This window comes from Sorangium sp. So ce1014, from assembly GCF_051521505.1.
In the GTDB taxonomy this organism is placed as follows: Bacteria; Myxococcota_A; Polyangia; order Polyangiales; family Polyangiaceae; genus Sorangium.
This window is the reverse complement of the sequence record NZ_CP150356.1, coordinates 6,257,722-6,273,293: the sequence shown is the minus strand read 5'-3', so window position 1 is coordinate 6,273,293 and position 15,572 is coordinate 6,257,722. Positions and strand designations below refer to the sequence as shown.

Sequence of the window (15,572 nt, the reverse complement as noted above, 5' to 3'; positions counted from 1 at the left end):
CCGCCCCGGTGGCTGGCGCGCGCGCTGCCCGGCGCCCCGCGTGCCGCCGGGCGTGCCCTGCCCCGGAGTGTCCAGGATGGCGCACGGCGAGCGTTGCGCTCGTCGCGCGGACGCTGGCCGGCGGGCGAATCGCAGTAAAGTAAGGGGGCAGCGGTTGCCCGGCGGGGGCGCGGCTGTTAGGTGGAAAGCTATGCGCCCGGAGCACAGCTCAATGGGGTTCCCCAAACCAGGCAAGGCCCTGCTGGGGATGATGATCGCGATCGGCTGTATCTGGGTGATGTTCACCCTCGGGCTGAACTGGGGGGGCGCGGGGGAAGGCGTGCTCGCGCCGTTCGTCGGCATGAGCGATCAGGTCCTCCACGGTCAGGTGTGGCGGCTGCTCACCGCGCCGCTCATCCACAGCCCGAGCGATCCCTGGCACTTCGTCATGACGCTGCTCGGCCTGTACTTCCTCGGCACCTCGCTCGAGGAGCGCTGGGGCGCCGGCCGGATGCTGGCGTTCCTGTTCGGCTCCGCGGCCTTCGCGTTCGCGCTCCAGGTGGCGGTGGGCGCGCTCTTCCCGAAGGTGGCGCGGCCCGTGTTCTACGGCGGGCTCGGGATGATCGAGGCGGTCGCCGTCGCGTGGGCGCTCGCGCACCGGCACACCACGGTCCGCCTCTTCTTCGTCCTCCCCGTGACGGGCACGATGCTGCTCGTCTTCATCTTCGCCATCTCGGTGCTCAACGTCATCTCCATGCGCGCGCCCCCCGAGGGGCTGATCACGCCGTTCGGCGGCATGCTGGCGGGCTACCTCTTCGGCGACTTCTCCCCGCTGCGCCGCTTCTACCTGCGGATGCGTTTCCGCCAGCTGCAGGCGCAGTCCGCCGCGCTCCGCCGCGTTCCCGCGGCGCGCGGCCGCTCCGGGGGCGCCTCGCTCCGCGTCATCCCCGGCGGCCAGAAGGACCCCCCGAAGGACAAGCGCTACCTGAACTGAAGTCGTCGCGGCGCGCTGTTCACGCCGCCTGTTCGGCGCGCGCGCCGGCGTTCACGGTGCGGCGCACCGACGGAGCTCTTCGAGTGTCTTCACGCGCGTGAGGCAGTCGATCTCGCCCGGGGCCACCTCGCTCCCGGTGAGCTCCCGCTTGCAGTCGGACGTCCACTCCGACGAGAGCCGCTCGCCCTCGCTCGCGAGCACCACCGTGGCCTTGCCCGAGCCCCCTGGCTCCGCCGGTCCCACCCGCTTCACCTCTGCTGCCCACGCGGCGCGCATGGCTTCGCCGATCCTTCGGCAGTCCTCCTCGGACATGGTCTTGCCGCAACCGGCGCCATAGAGCGCGCCCGCGACCACGAGGAAGGCCGCGACAGCGCGCTGCGCACCGAGCGGGCTCCTCCCCGCGCGAGCGCGCGGCTCGCCGGGGAGAGGCCGGCCGCGCGATGCGCGCGTAGAGGCTGCCATCGGTTGCCGAGCAGGCCAGCCCACGGACTAGCTGTCGATGAAGCTCTTGAGCTGCTTCGACCGGCTGGGGTGCCGGAGCTTGCGGAGCGCCTTGGCCTCGATCTGCCGGATGCGCTCGCGGGTGACCTCGAAGTCCTGACCGACCTCTTCGAGGGTGTGATCGCTCTTCTCGCCGATGCCGAAGCGCATCCGGAGCACCTTCTCCTCGCGCGGCGTCAGCGTCTTCAGGACCTTCCGGGTCTGCTCGGCGAGGTTCATGTTGATGACCGCCTCTGCCGGCGAGATCACGCTCTTGTCCTCGATGAAGTCGCCGAGGTGCGAGTCCTCTTCCTCACCGATCGGGGTCTCGAGCGAGATCGGCTCTTTCGCGATCTTCAGGACCTTCCGCACCTTGTCGAGCGGGAGCTCCATCTTCTCGGCGATCTCCTCGGGGGTCGGCTCGCGGCCGTACTCCTGCACGAGGTAGCGCGAGGTGCGGATGAGCTTGTTGATCGTCTCGATCATGTGGACCGGGATGCGGATCGTCCGCGCCTGGTCCGCGATCGCGCGGGTGATCGCCTGCCGGATCCACCACGTCGCGTACGTCGAGAACTTGTAGCCGCGCTTGTACTCGAACTTGTCGACGGCCTTCATGAGGCCGATGTTGCCTTCCTGGATGAGGTCCAGGAACTGGAGCCCGCGGTTCGTGTACTTCTTCGCGATCGAGACCACCAGGCGGAGGTTCGCCTCGACAAGCTCCGCCTTGGCGCGCTCCGCCATCCGCTCGCCTTCGCGGATGTTCTCGTAGGTGTCGCGGATCGCCAGGACGTCGATGTTGAGCTCTTCCTCGACCTTCTTCAGGCCCTTCTGGGCGTTCTTGATGGTCGACTCGAAGTCGTTGAGCTCCTCGCGGTTGACGTTGAGCTTCTTGGCGAGACGACCCTCGAGGGCGCGGTTGCCCTTCACCTTGATGAGCTCGCGCTTGAGCTCGCCCTTCGAGAGCCCCGTGCGGCGCTCCAGCTCCGTCGCGCCGGCCTCGGCCTTCTCGACCTTCGAGATGAGGCTCTTCAGCTTCTGGACGATCTTGTCGATCGTCCGCTTGTTGAGGCGCATCTCCTCGAGCGTCGTCACGAGCTCGGCTGTCGCCTGCGTGACCTCGACGTCGATCTGCTTGCGGCGGACCTCGGTCTTTACCTCTTTGCGCTCCTCGACGAGCTCCGCCTTCTTCTTGTCGACGCGCTTCACCTTGTCGATGAGGCGGATGATGCGCCGGTCGGCCTCTTCCTCGTCGAACTCCTGGTCGTCGTTCTCGGCGTCCTTGATGAGCTCCTTCACCCGGATCTTGTGCTTCCGGAGCTTCTCGCCGAGATCGATGATCTCGCGGACGGCGATGGGGGAGTCGAGGATCGCGGCGTTGACCTTCTGCTCGCCGATCTCGATCCGCTTCGCGATCTCGACCTCGCCCTCGCGGGTGAGCAGCGAGACGCTGCCCATCTTGCGGAGGTACATCCGGACGGGATCGTTCGACTTCGAGTAGTAGTCGACGTCCTCTTCCTCGCGGTCGGGCGTGACGACGAGCTTCTTCTCGCCCGCCTCCTCGTCCGCGATGCGCTTCGGCGCGATCTTCACCTGGGTCGCGCCGTCGACGATCTCGATGTCCTCGTCGCCGAGCGCGCCCACCACGTCGTCCAGCTGATCGGGCGCGACGTCCGCGGGGAGCGCGTCGTTCACCTCGTCGTAGGTGAGAAAGCCTTTGCTCTTGCCGGTCTCGACGAGTTTTTCCAGGGTCTTCCGGTCCTTCTCGGACCGCTCGGCTCGGTTGCCCGCGTCTCCTTTGTTGCTTGGGCGTGCCCCTGCCTCAGCGTGCCCGCGTGTCGATGCGTGCCGCGCGCCGTTCAGCGCGCCGCCCCCCGCCGCCCTTGCGACCCCGCCTGCCCGACCGGAAGATTGCTTGGCCTTGCTCGCCATTACCTCATGCTCCACTTACGGCGACCAGCTCGCCGCGACCGACAAGACACCAAATGATTCCGACAAACTCTAGGGATCACGCACGTCGGGTCGCCACGTAGGGGCGACACGGAACGCATCAAGGAAGACCGAGCCCCCCCGCTCTCCGCTGGAATAGCTCACGCAACAAAGCGTTTTCAGCATCGGCATCGACCGCGCTCTTCTGGAGCTGGCTCATGACGGCTGCCTTCTGTCGCGCCAGGGCCTGCCTGCTCAACTTTTGTGAATTCTCCAAGAGCGTCGCCTTGGCCGTTGAGGCCGCTTCGAAGACAGGCGAGACCAGCCGTCCAGCCGCGAATGAATGGATCGGAGCCGGGACTTGCGCAAGAAATTCGCCGGCGGCAAGACCCATTTCAAATGTGAAATTTTGACGCGCCGTGACAATCGCCAGGGCGACCTCGCCTTCGAGGCATTCCAGCGCGGTCTGCACCTCGTCGTCGGCCATGAGCTCGGGAAAATCGAGGATCGCGCCCAGGATCTCGAGGCTGACCTCCGGGATCTGCGCGCGTGAGCGCGCGTGCTCCCACGTCTCGGTCGTCTGTCCGGAGGGGGTCACCTCGCGGCTGGGCTGGTTCCGCGGCCGGGAAAGGGACTCCTCGACGACGCGCTCGAGCTGCCGGAGGTCGTCGGGTGAGCGACCGCCGATGACGAGCTTCGAGGAGACACGATCGGCGTAGAGCTTCGCCATCATCCTGAGGTTCGGATCGTCCTCGTCGGCGAGCAACGCGGCCACGGCGCGTACGCGAGCGAGCTGCTCGGGCAGCGACGAGCCGCCGAAGCTGTCGCCGTCGAGCGCCTCGTCGATGACGTGCTCGAGCAGGCCGCGCGCGCCCTTCAGGATGCGCGCGACCGCCTCCGGGCCGTGCTTGCGAGCGAGATCGTCGGGATCGACGCCGGCCGGCAGCACGGCGACGCGCGCGCTGAGCCCCGCCTCGCGGCACGGGGCGCGCGCCGCGCGCGTGGCCTTCTTGCCGGCCGCGTCGCCGTCGAAGAGCAGGATGACCACGGGAGCGAAGCGCTTGATGAGCTTCGCCTGTGCGGGCGTGAACGCGGTCCCGAGCGGAGCGACCGCGTGGCCGATGCCGCGCGCGTGGAGCGCGACGACGTCGAAGTTGCCCTCCACGAGGACCCCCTCGCCGCGCTGCCGGATCGCCTGGCGCGCCTGGTAGAGCCCGAAGAGGTGCTCTCCCTTCGTGTAGATCGGCGACTCGGGGCTGTTGATGTACTTCGCCGGCGCGCCGTCGGTCTGCGGCGCAGGGCCGGTGAGGCCGAGCGACGAGAGCTCCGCGGGGCTCGGATCGGGCAACGCGCGCCCGCTGAACGCGATCACCCGGCCCATCACGTCGGTCACGGCGAACATGAGCCGGTGGCGGAAGCGGTCGTAATGGCCGCTCCCCGAGGAGCGCGGCACGAGGAGCCCGACGCGCTCCGCGAGGACCGGGGAGATGCCTTGCTGCCGCAGGTAGGTGGCGAGCGCGTCCCAGCCGAACGGGGCGTAGCCGATCCGGAACGCCTGGAGGGCATCGGAGATCGGGTCGACGCCGTCATCGCCGTCGCGGAGGGGCAGACCGCGTCGCAGGAGCTCCTCGTGGGCGTAGCGCGCGAGCGGATGGGGGCCGCTGCCCGGGCCACCGCGGAGGCTGTGCTCGAAGAACGTCGCGGCGAGGTGGTTGACGGCGTAGAGGTCGTCCTTCGACTTGCGCGCCGCCTGCGCCTCGCGCCGCTCGGCGTCGGTCAGCGACTCCGCCACCTCGATGCCGGCGCGCTCGGCGAGCGCGCGCACCGCCTCGGCGAACGTCCGGCCCTCGAGCTTCATCACGAAGTCGATGGCGCTGCCGGTCTCCTTGCAGCCGAAGCAGTGATAAAACCCGCGGTTCGCGTTCACGTGGAAGCTGGGCGTCTTCTCCTTGTGAAAGGGGCAGAGCCCGGTGAAGGAGAGCCCGCGGCGCGTGAGGCGCACGTTTTCGCCGATGAGCGCTACGAGATCCGTGCGCTCTTTCACGAGCGCGATCGTCTCCGGAGTGATCATGGGCTGCCTTGATGGCCCCGTGCGCGCGGGGCCCGCAGAACATCGCGGGTGGACCCAGACAGCGTGGCGCCGTTTGCGCCAGCGCCTTGGCGGTGCGGGTAGCTCGCGAGGCGGGAGATCCCCCAGCTCCTCGCGGCCTGTGTGGAGAACAGTGTCCTGTGCGGCGGCCGCGCGCGCAAGGCGGTAGCCGCCAGGTCCGTCACTTCGGATCGGGGAACGGAGAGCCGGGTCTCTTGTGGTCCGTGAGGCTCTCGTCGGGCTGGGAGGCCTCGACCATCTCCTCGACCGACGGCGCCTCGGCGTGGTCGGCGAGGAACCGCGTATCCTCGCGAACCATCGGAGGAGGCGGATCGCCGATGAGCTCGAGCTCGGTGGCGAGCCACTGCTCCTCTTCGATGAGCTCGCGGCGGCGCGGATCAGTCAGTTCGCCTTGCCAGTGGTCGAGCTCTGCATCGACCTCCTTGAGCCGGCGGCGCACCCGGACGACGTCGACATCATCTTTCTTGGCGAAGCGCTCGGTGAGCAGCAGCGCGGTATCGTTGGCGACCTCGACGAATCCGTGGTGAACGGCCAGGCGGTGCTCCTGGCCGTTCTGGTGGTACGTCACGAGGCCAGTCCGGAGGGCGGCGAGCAGAGGCAGGTGACCCGGGAGCACACCAAACTCGCCGGCGACGCTCGGCGCGGTCACGTCCGTGACCTGCTCGCGCAGCGCGACGCCGGTCGGCGTCACGATTTCGAGGAGGATTGTGTCGGCCATGGCCGCGTCAGGCCGCCTTCCTCGACGCTCGAGCCTTCACCTCGTCGATACTGCCTACCATGTAGAAGTCCTGCTCCGCGATGTGGTCGAGCTTTCCGTCCAGGATCTCCTCGAAGCCCGAGATCGTGTCCTTGAGCGAGACGAGCTTGCCCTCGAGCCCGGTGAACTGGGCCGCGACGAAGAACGGCTGCGACAGGAACTTCTGCATCTTGCGGGCGCGCGACACGACGAGCTTGTCGTCCTCGCTGAGCTCGTCCATCCCGAGGATGGCGATGATGTCCTGGAGATCCTTGTAGCGCTGGAGCGTTTGCTGCACGCGCCGCGCGACGGAGTAGTGCTTCTCGCCGACGATCTGGGGATCGAGCATCGTCGAGTTCGAGTCGAGCGGATCGACGGCCGGATAGATGCCGAGCTCCGAGATCGCGCGCGAGAGAACGGTGGTCGCGTCGAGGTGGGCGAAGGCCGTGGCCGGCGGGGGCGGCTCCCTGTGGATCGGCGACAGCTTCTTGGCATGCACGGGGCCGGCGTCATCGATCGGTACGCCGACGACGTTCAGGATCCGGCCGAGGCACTCGTTGCCGACCGGGACCATGATGGGCTTGCCCGTGTCGCGGACTTCCATCCCGCGCACGAGGCCGTCGGTGGAGTCCATCGCGATGGTGCGCACCGTCGACTCGCCGAGGTGCTGGGCGACCTCGAGCACGAGGTTGTCGGGCTCGGCCGAGATGCTCGGGTTGCTCAGCTTGAGCGCGTTCAGAATCTTGGGTAGCTGGCCGGACGGAAAATCGACGTCGACGACCGGTCCGATGACCTGGGTGATCTTTCCAACAACCATGGAGCGGGAGTCCTCCTCGTACGAGCTTTGACGAGTCGCGCGGCCCACTAGCATGGACCTGCGCGTCCGACTAGTGGCCGCGCGCCAGAAATCCTGCCGCGCTTCGTGCCGACGCTTCGCGGCGGGTGTGCATGGCATCAGGCCCTTGGGTTCTCAAGCGGGGTCTCGTGCCTCGCGACCCGCTCCTCGGGGAGGGAACGCCCGCGTGCGGCTGCGGTCAGCGATCTCGGAGGGCGGCGATCCGCGCGAACGCCTCGACGCTGAGCGTCTCGCCGCGCGCGTCGAGCGAGATGCCGGCGTCCTTCGCGTGGCGCTCGAGCTCCTGGGACGACCAGCCGTAGAGGTTCTTCCAGGCGTTCCGGAGCGTCTTGCGGCGGGCCGAGAAGGCGGCGCGCACGGCGGCGCGGAAGGCGTCCGTCTCCTCGGCGCGCCGCGGGCGCCTCGGCGTCAGGACGACGACGGCGGAGTTCACCTCCGGCCTCGGGTAGAACGCGCCGGCGCGCGCGATGAGGAGGCGGCGCACGTCGAACGCGGCCTGCGCGAAGACCGAGAGCGCGCCGTAGTCGCCGCTGCCCGGGGCGGCGATGAGGCGCTCCGCCACCTCCAGCTGCACCATGAACACCGCGCGATCGATCTGGTCCGCGACGATGGTGGCCTGCTCGAGGAGCCGGCCGGTGAGCTGGTACGGGAGGTTGCCGGCCACCGCGTGCGGGCGCGGGTGGCCGGAGAGCGAGGCGACCCAGTCGACCTGCGCGGCGTCGGCCTCGAGCAACGTCAACCGGCCGCCCTCGATCGGGTCGGCGAGCTGCTCGCGGAGGATCGGGACGAGGTCACGATCACGCTCGATCGCGACGACGTGCGCGGCGCGAGCGAGGAGCGGCCGCGTGAGCGCGCCGAGCCCCGCCCCGATCTCGAGCACCGCGCCACCTGGCGGCGTCGTGGCTGCCTCGGCGATCCGGCGCGCCGCCTCGACGTCGACGAGGAAATTCTGTCCGAACCCCTTCTTCGGGGAGAGGCCGCGTGTGCGCAAGAGCTCTGCGATGGACATCCCTCGACCTCAGGTCTGCGGTGGGTGCGCCCCGTCGTGGGGCGCGACCGCGGTCGCGCTCGGCGCGGCCGCGGTCATGGGGCGAAGCCGCGCGACGCGCACGCCGACCTTGCGGAGCACCGCCTCGCGGCGGGTCTGCGCCACCCGCGCGCGGATGAGCACGGCCTCGGCCGCGATGGGCGCGAGCTCCTGGAACGCCTTGTCTGCCGGCGTGGGGCTCCTCTGCTCCTCGTCCCCGTCGCTCTCCAGCGGTCGCGGCGCCTCCCAGGGAGGAGCGAGTCCCGGCTCGAGATCGGGGAGCGTCCACATCACGTGGACCGCCTTCCGCGAGAGCCGTCGCACCGCCTCCGAGAGCCGGCTCAGCTGCGCGTCGGCGGGCGGCGGCGCCAGGACGTAGACCATGCTCGCGCGCGGCTTGGCGCGCGCGATGTGCGTGAGCGACTCCGCGACAGTCACGGTGGGATCGCGTCGATCCAGCTCGGACCGCGCGGGCGATTCGATGCCGTAGCTCGCGAGGTAGCGGCGCAGCGTGCGCTCGCGCTGCGAGCGTCCGAGCGGCGCCGGCGCCGAGAACGGCGCACGGGCGCGCATCGACTCGGCGCGGGCGGCCAGTCGGTCGAGGTCGCCGCGGCGCAGGTCGTCGAGGCCTCGCGCGTCGAGCGGCCTGAGGTGCTCGAGGACGCGCGCCGCGACGTCCGCCTCGTCGAGCTCGCTCCGATCCGCGTCGTACGTGCCGCACCCGACGGTGAGCGCATGCGCGATCTTCTGGCCGTGCCCGGGGCCGTGGTCGGGCGTGATCGTCACGCGAGGGCCGGGTGCCAGGAGGATGAGCCCGACGCGATCGCCGCGCCCGAGGTGCCTCGTGGCGATGGCCGAGGCCTCGTCGATCATGAGATCGAGCGGGGCGCGGCCGAGCGGGCCCGCCCAGAGCTCCACGGCCGCGTCGACGAGGATCCAGACCACATCCCGCTCCTCGCGCTCGAACTCCCGCACGAGCAGCGTGCCCCGGCGCGCGCTCGCCTTCCACGCGATCTTCCGGAAGGGATCCCCCGGCTGGTGCTCTCGCAGCTCGCGCAGGTCGTCCCCTTCGCCGCGCACGCGCCCGGGCTTGCCGGAGGCCGCGAGCAGGTGGCTGCGCCCGCCGCGCGGCTGCGTGAGGTACGCCATGAACGGCCGCGGGAGGACCTCGATCCCGTACGGGTTCGCGAAGGTCAGGGGCACCTCGAAGAGGCCCGGGGCGCCGTGCACCTCGAGCGCGAGCCCGTGCAGCCCGTGCTGGCCGACGCGCGGCGTGCGCACGACGACCTTCACCTTGAGCCGCCCCGAGGCGGAGACCTCGCCTCGGCTCGGCTCGATGCGCACGTCGAGCTGCGACGAGGCGATCGCGCGCAGCTTGACGTAGCGGGCCGCGAGCGTGTCGCGGTTCCGCACCTCGGCCTCGATCTCCACGGTGCCTCCGCGCGCGGACCGGAGGACACGCCGCGAGCCGCCCCAGAGCATCTCGAACCCGGCCGCGCGGATGCGCGCCACCGACACAAGCGTCACGCCGCGGGCGAGCGCGATCGCGACAAGGATCGCCCCGCCCCAGCCGACGATCGCCGGCTCGCGCGCGATGAGCCCTGCGCCCATGACCGCGACGCCGGCGATGGCCAGGTGGGCGGCGGTGCGCGTGGGATAGAGCTGCATGGGGGATCTACGCCGGCCGCGCCGCGCGCCGGTAACCCACGCGCTGCACCGCCTCGTCGATGATCGCGTCGCGCGCCTTCGGATCCACGTCGGCCTCGGGCACGAGCACGAGGCGGTGGGCGAGCGTCGCGGGCGCCATGCCGCGCACGTCGTCCGGGGTCACGAACGGGCGCCCGCCGATCACCGCCGCCGCCTTGGCCGCCTGGATCAGCGCGAGCGTGGCGCGCGGCGACGCGCCGAGCAGCACGCGAGGGTGCGTCCGCGTGAACCCCGTGAGGTTCACCGCGTAGTCGTACAGGTCCTCCTCGACGTGGATCCGTCGCGCGACGCCCTGCAGCATGAGGAGGTCCTGGACGGCGAGCGTCGCGCGCGCCCGCGGCGGCTCGACGTTGTGCGCGCGGAGCATCGCCACCTCGTCCTTGTGCTGCGGGTAGCCGATGCTCACGCGGATGAGGAACCTGTCGATCTGCGCCTCCGGCAGCGGGTAGGTCCCCTCGAGATCGATCGGGTTCTGCGTCGCCAGCACCATGAAGGGCGACGGCAGCTCGAAGCGATCGCCCTCGATCGTCACCTGCCGCTCCTGCATGGCCTCGAGGAGCGCCGACTGGGTCTTCGCCGGGGCGCGGTTGATCTCGTCAGCGAGCACGAGGTTCGCGAAGATCGGGCCGGGGCGCAGCGTGAAGGTCCCCTCCTTGGGCGACAGGACGTACGTCCCCGTGATATCGGCGGGCAGGAGGTCGGGCGTGAACTGGATCCGCCGGACGGACGCGCCCAGCGCCGCAGCGAACGCCTTGACCAGCGTGGTCTTCGCGACGCCGGGCACGCCTTCCAGCAGCACGTGCCCCTGCGCGAGCAGGGCGGTGATCATCAGATCGATCGCGCGCGGCGATCCGATGTAAACGCGCGTGATCTCCCGCCGGACCGCCTCGATCCGCTCCCTGGCAGCGGAGATTTCGTCGACGGCGACGGCCTGAACCTGGTTCATCGAGCGCCTTTGTCAGAGGGTGGTGTTGCGAGCTGCGCATCCGGCGGTGAGGGCCGCGCCTCCGGGGATGCCGTCGAAGGGTCGGCTGGCGCGCCGGGGTGAGGCCCCCGCGGTGGCTTCCGGCCGTCGGCGCCGCAGGCGGCGAGGACGCGCCGCACGACGTCGGCGGCGTGCAGGAGCGCGGGCCTGGACACGCTCGCCGGCTTGCCGGCGACGACGGACGCTTCGACTCGGTACATGGTGCCCAGGACCTCCTTGAAAGCCGAGAGGGCTCGTTCGTCAAGAGATCCCTCTCGGGCCACGAGCCGCGCGACCGTCTCCTGCGCCGGGTTGGCCTCGAGACCGAACCGCACGGACAGGGCCTCGAACAGCGCGCTCTTCAGCTCGAGAAACGCGAGCCCGCGCGGGGACGAGGGGGCGGCGAGGACGGCGAAGCGCCCGGCGGCGCCTCCCTGCGCGACGAGCGGCGTGGGACGGGCGTATCGAGGGAGCGGGCCTCGGTAGGGCCTCGCCGAGGCGCGCGCGGTCCAGATCGCGAGGGCGAGGCCGGCGAGGGCGGCGAGGGCGAGGAGGGCGCCGCCGGGGAGCCCGTCGCGGCGGGCGTCCTCGACGGCGCTCGCGAGCGCCTTGAGCTGCGCGTCGAAGTCCTTGCGGAGCGACGTCTCGCCGCCGAACGAGCTCTCTTCGTCGAACCGGTTCGCGACGACGTAGAGCCGCCCTCGGCGCGGCTGAGCTCCATCCTCGTCGACCAGGTAGCGGGTCAGGCCCGAGGCGAAGGCGCGGTTGCCCGGGTACCGGAGCATCATGTTCATCAGCGCCGACGGGTCGCCCATCGCGAAGAGCCGGCCCTTGCCGACCTGCCCGGCGACGGCGACGATCACGTCCGGCTCGCTGACGGCGCGGATGCGCAGCACGGGCGAGAGATTCGGGTGCCGGAGGCCGGTCGCGTGGTTCGTGACGAGCCGCTCGACGTGGCTGACGACCGGGTGCCGGCCGACGGCGTGGCCCCCGACGGTGTCGGCGACGGGCTCCGCGATGGCGAGGGCGGGGCGGTTCCGGAGCGCGGCGAGCGGCCGGGCTGGCGTCGGGACGCGCTCGATCTGGAACCGCCGGAGCGTGTCGTCGCCGCGGCCGAAATCGTCGACGATGGCGAGCCGCCCGCCGGCCTTCATGAAGGAGGTCGTCTCGTCAGCGTCGAGTGCCTGCTGCGGATGGAGCACGAGGATGCCGTCCTCCGGGCCGACCTGGCTCCAGTCGAGCACAGCGACGGGGTGGACCCTGGCGACGCCGAGCTCGGCGCGCGCGATCTCGAGAAACTCCGAGCAACCCTCCCAGCTCGTGTCGTTCACGTCGAAGGCAGCGCTCGCTGTTCGGGCGGGCGCGAGCAGCGCAATCAGAGCGACCAGAGCGAACAGCGCGACCAGAGCGCCCCGCGCGACCCGCGCGCCTCGGAGGGAGCAGGATGTGGCCCGCCGGTGCACCGGCAGACGCCGATGATCCCTGTGAAATTCGAAGGATGCGTGCGCAAGCCACGCGCCGTGCCGCGTCATGAGCGCCGCGAACATACCACTGTCAGCCCGAGCGATAACCTTGACCCGCCATCCCACATTGCTAGATTCGTTTTTAAGAGCGGGGTGCTTTCTCGCAGGCCTCGTTTCCACCAACTCGGCCGAGCACTCTACGGGGTTAGTCGATGCTTCCTCCGTTCATCATCGAGCAAATACGGCAGCGCGAAGAAGAGAAGGATCGGTCAAGAAGCGAAGAAATTCGACCGCGCCTCGAGCTGCCGATCGAACGCTACCCCGCACCTCGTCGTCTTCCCGATACGGAAGAGGACGATCCCAACCGGGGCGTCATCATCCTCGACTTGGGCTGACGCCACGTGTAGCACGCCCCCATCGCGGTCCCCGTGGAGACGCGAGACGCCGCCCCAGCGGCAAAAGCCCACGGAACGTCCCCGATACTTCCTCCGCTTTCCCCGTAAATCCCGAAAAACGGGCACCCACGCATCCTCCGATGCGCGCGCGTGGGGCTCCGTTTCTTGCCTGAACCGAGCTCGTCTGGTCCGTAGGCGACGTCCGCGGGCCCGTTCCTTGGTTCGCTGTGCGCGGCATGGCGCCGAGCGGCGTGAGGCCGAAAAATTGTCCTTCGTGGAGCTGAACACGCTCGTGCGGGGTTGACCCGAGGCGGGAACTTCGCCTAGGTTGCGCCCCCACTTCTGGCGTCGAGCACTGAACGAGCTACGCTCCGGCGCTTCAGAGCAGACCGTGCGCAACGTGAGCACGGGCTCTTCCATATCGATCGAGGTTCTACCGATGGCCGTTCATATTCGCCTCGCCCGCGCGGGCACCAAGAAGACGCCCTTCTACCGCATCGTCGTCGCCGACCAGCGCAGCCCGCGCGGCGGCAGGTTCATCGAGCGGTTGGGCACATACGACCCGCGCAGGACCGAGATCCGCCTCGATGTCCCCCGCGTGAGGCACTGGATCTCGAACGGCGCCCAGCCGACGCACACGGTGGCGCTGCTCCTGAAGCACCCTGGGCTCGCCCAGGCAGCCGCTCCGGCGGACGCCGCCAAGTAGCATGATCTCCTCGACGTCTCCGCTGGTCGATCTCGTGGCGCTCGTCGCCCGCGCGCTCGTCGACCAGCCGGACCGGGTCGTCGTTCGCGAGGTGGCGGGCGACCGCTTCCCCCGGATCGAGCTGACGGTCGCGCGCGAGGACATCGGCAAGGTGATCGGCAAGGACGGGCGCACCGCGCAGTCGATCAGGACACTGCTGAGCGCCGCTGCGAGCAAGTCGGGGCGGCGCGCGCACCTCGACATCCTCGACTGAGGCGAACCCACCGTGGAGCGACGCTACGTCCCCGTCGCCGAGATCGCCCGGCCGCATGGCGTCCAGGGAGAGCTTCGGCTTCGTATCTACAACGAGTCGTCCGACCTGCTGCTCGCGCGGCCTCCGATCAGGCTGCGCCTCCCCGATGGCGCCGAGCGGGACGCGAAGATCGTCGCGGCGCGCCCCACCGACAAGGCGCTGCTCGTGCGGCTCGCCGGGATCGACGGTCGGGACGCGGCCGAGGCCCTGCGCGGCGCGGCGGTGTGCGTGCCGCGGGACGCGTTCGCGCCGCTCTCCGAGGGCGAGTTCTACGCGTGCGACATCGAGGGCGCGCGCGTGATGACCCCCGAGGGCGACCTGCTCGGGCACGTGAAATCGCTCCAGTCGTACCCGACCTGCGACGTGCTCGTCGTGGAGAGGCGCGGCGCTGCTTCGATCGAGATCCCGTTGACCGAGAGCTTCGTCGGCAGCGTGGACGTGGAGCAGCAGATCGTTCAGCTGGTGACGCTGGAAGGCCTCGTCTGAGCCGCCGTCCGGCGCGAGGCGGCCCGCCGCGGCAAGTTCGATGCGCATCGATGTAGTCACCCTGTTCCCCGAGCTCTTCGAGGGATTTCTGGCGATCGGCATGGTCGGGCGCGGGCTCGCTTCAGGCGCGTTCGCGGTCCGGACGCGCAGCCCGCGCGAGTTCGGCCTCGGCCGGCACCGGAGCGTGGATGACACGCCCTACGGCGGCGGTTCGGGCATGGTGATGCGCGTCGACTGCATCGTCCGCTGCCTGGAGGCGCTCGACGAGGCCGCCGCCGAGGGCGAGCCGGCGGGCGCGCCCCCCGGAGAGGAGACGGCGCCCTCGGGCCCTGCGCAGCGAGCGCACCGGGTGCTGCTCACGCCGCAGGGGCAGCCTTTCCGCCAAGAGAAGGCGATCGAGCTCGCGGCGCGCCCTGCCGTCGCGCTCGTGTGCGGCCGGTACGAGGGGTTCGACGAGCGGGTGCGCGCGTTCGTCGACGAGGAGATCTCGCTCGGCGACTTCGTGATGACGGGCGGCGAGGTGGCGGCGATGGCGGTGATCGATGCGTGCGTGCGCTTGCTCCCGGGGGTGCTGGGCAACGCGGGGTCGGCGGAGCACGAGTCGCATAGCCCCGCGCTGTCCGGGCTCCTGGAGTACCCGCAGTACACGCGTCCCGTGGAGTTCCGCGGACACAAGGTGCCCGAGGTGCTGCAGCAGGGGAACCACGCGGCGATCGCTCGCTGGCGACGGGCGCAGGCCGAGCAGCGCACGGCCGAGCGCCGGCCCGACCTGTGGTGCAAGACGCGCGGAGGACAGCCTCCGCCGGACGAGGGCGGCGAGGTGCGGCGATGAGGCTGGCGCTCGCGCTCGTTCACTACCCGGTGCTCGACCGCTCCGGCGAGACGGTGACCACCGCGATCACGAACCTCGATCTGCACGACATGGCGCGGAGCGCGCGCACGTACGGGGCCGAGCGGTTGTTTGTCGTGCACCCGGTGGCCGCACAGCGCGCGCTGGCAGAGCGGATCAGGGAGCACTGGGTGCTCGGATCCGGCAAGCGCCGGATCCCGGATCGCGCGGTCGCGCTCGATGTGCTGACCGTGGTCCCGAGCCTGGACGACGTGTATGGCGCGCTGAGCAGCGCAGGGCGCACCGGCGTCGAGGTCTGGACGACGGCGGCGGCCTCGCGAGGGCTCCAGGTGACGAGCTATGCAGCGACCCGCGCTCGCCTCGCGCAGGCGAGCCGCCCGGTGCTGATCCTGTTCGGCACAGGCTGGGGGCTCGCGCCAGAGGTCATCGACGACGCCGATCTCCGGATCGAGCCCATCCGGGCGGCCGCGAGCACCGGCTACAACCACCTGAGCGTGCGCGCGGCGTGCGCGATCACGCTCGATCGGCTGCTCGGCGACTGGCACGCCGGGTGAGCCCTCGCGGTGCGCGGTGGCCGAGCGTGACGCCAGCGCCGCCGTCC

16 protein-coding genes are annotated in these 15,572 nt (G+C 70.4%); 7 read left to right on the top strand and 9 right to left on the bottom strand.

The genetic code is table 11. The features are described 5' to 3' along the window. Nucleotides 1–211 precede the first annotated feature (211 nt). Nucleotides 212–973, top strand: a complete 762-nt coding sequence (locus WME75_RS23610; protein WP_437475530.1) for a rhomboid family intramembrane serine protease — start codon at nucleotides 212–214, stop codon at nucleotides 971–973. A gap of 51 nt (nucleotides 974–1,024) precedes the next feature. Here WME75_RS23610 and WME75_RS23605 read toward each other — a convergent pair whose 3' ends face one another. The 9 genes from WME75_RS23605 to WME75_RS23565 all read right to left on the bottom strand — a co-directional run bounded on the left by WME75_RS23605 (nucleotide 1,025) and on the right by WME75_RS23565 (nucleotide 12,110). After that, entirely contained in the window at nucleotides 1,025–1,249 is a 225-nt protein-coding gene (locus WME75_RS23605) for a hypothetical protein (RefSeq protein WP_437475527.1), read from the bottom strand. A 213-nt stretch (nucleotides 1,250–1,462) separates the two neighbouring features. Next, entirely contained in the window at nucleotides 1,463–3,382 is a 1,920-nt protein-coding gene (gene rpoD, locus WME75_RS23600) for an RNA polymerase sigma factor RpoD (protein ID WP_437475524.1), read from the bottom strand. A gap of 118 nt (nucleotides 3,383–3,500) precedes the next feature. Then, entirely contained in the window at nucleotides 3,501–5,450 is a 1,950-nt protein-coding gene (gene dnaG / locus WME75_RS23595; protein WP_437475521.1) for a DNA primase, read from the bottom strand. A gap of 199 nt (nucleotides 5,451–5,649) precedes the next feature. Beyond that, nucleotides 5,650–6,207, bottom strand: coding sequence for an ATP synthase F1 subunit epsilon (gene atpC / locus WME75_RS23590; protein WP_437475518.1), 558 nt, complete (start codon nucleotides 6,205–6,207; stop codon nucleotides 5,650–5,652). 7 nt (nucleotides 6,208–6,214) lie between these two features. Further along, a complete protein-coding gene (locus WME75_RS23585; RefSeq protein WP_437475516.1) occupies nucleotides 6,215–7,042 on the bottom strand; it encodes an ATP synthase beta subunit C-terminal domain-containing protein in 828 nt (275 codons plus the stop codon). Nucleotides 7,043–7,259: 217 nt separating this feature from the next. Further along, nucleotides 7,260–8,090 (bottom strand): 16S rRNA (adenine(1518)-N(6)/adenine(1519)-N(6))-dimethyltransferase RsmA, encoded by an 831-nt coding sequence (gene rsmA / locus WME75_RS23580; protein WP_437475513.1) that lies wholly within the window; start codon nucleotides 8,088–8,090, stop codon nucleotides 7,260–7,262. A 9-nt stretch (nucleotides 8,091–8,099) separates the two neighbouring features. After that, a complete protein-coding gene (locus WME75_RS23575; protein ID WP_437475512.1) occupies nucleotides 8,100–9,776 on the bottom strand; it encodes a DUF58 domain-containing protein in 1,677 nt (558 codons plus the stop codon). Between the two features lie 7 nt (nucleotides 9,777–9,783). Beyond that, nucleotides 9,784–10,761 (bottom strand): AAA family ATPase, encoded by a 978-nt coding sequence (locus tag WME75_RS23570; RefSeq protein ID WP_437475510.1) that lies wholly within the window; start codon nucleotides 10,759–10,761, stop codon nucleotides 9,784–9,786. Further along, nucleotides 10,758–12,110, bottom strand: coding sequence for a DUF4350 domain-containing protein (locus WME75_RS23565; protein WP_437475508.1), 1,353 nt, complete (start codon nucleotides 12,108–12,110; stop codon nucleotides 10,758–10,760). Before WME75_RS23565 ends, WME75_RS23570 begins: the two co-directional genes overlap by 4 nt. A 344-nt stretch (nucleotides 12,111–12,454) precedes the next feature. Here WME75_RS23565 and WME75_RS23560 point away from each other — a divergent pair, with 344 nt between their 5' ends. The 6 genes from WME75_RS23560 (at nucleotide 12,455) to WME75_RS23535 (ending at nucleotide 15,525) form a co-directional block, all read left to right on the top strand. Next, nucleotides 12,455–12,637: a hypothetical protein gene (locus WME75_RS23560; RefSeq protein WP_437475505.1), complete on the top strand. Its 183-nt coding sequence runs from the start codon at nucleotides 12,455–12,457 to the stop codon at nucleotides 12,635–12,637. Between the two features lie 439 nt (nucleotides 12,638–13,076). Then, nucleotides 13,077–13,343, top strand: a complete 267-nt coding sequence (rpsP, locus tag WME75_RS23555) for a 30S ribosomal protein S16 (RefSeq protein ID WP_012237071.1) — start codon at nucleotides 13,077–13,079, stop codon at nucleotides 13,341–13,343. A 1-nt stretch (nucleotide 13,344) separates the two neighbouring features. Then, entirely contained in the window at nucleotides 13,345–13,596 is a 252-nt protein-coding gene (locus WME75_RS23550; protein WP_437475502.1) for a KH domain-containing protein, read from the top strand. Between the two features lie 12 nt (nucleotides 13,597–13,608). Continuing rightward, nucleotides 13,609–14,121 (top strand): ribosome maturation factor RimM, encoded by a 513-nt coding sequence (rimM, locus tag WME75_RS23545; protein ID WP_437475500.1) that lies wholly within the window; start codon nucleotides 13,609–13,611, stop codon nucleotides 14,119–14,121. 40 nt (nucleotides 14,122–14,161) lie between these two features. Beyond that, nucleotides 14,162–14,953 (top strand): tRNA (guanosine(37)-N1)-methyltransferase TrmD, encoded by a 792-nt coding sequence (gene trmD, locus WME75_RS23540; protein WP_437475497.1) that lies wholly within the window; start codon nucleotides 14,162–14,164, stop codon nucleotides 14,951–14,953. Next, a complete protein-coding gene (locus tag WME75_RS23535; RefSeq protein ID WP_437475494.1) occupies nucleotides 14,950–15,525 on the top strand; it encodes an RNA methyltransferase in 576 nt (191 codons plus the stop codon). The genes trmD and WME75_RS23535 overlap by 4 nt, the downstream gene beginning before the upstream one ends. The last annotated feature ends 47 nt before the right edge of the window (nucleotides 15,526–15,572 follow it).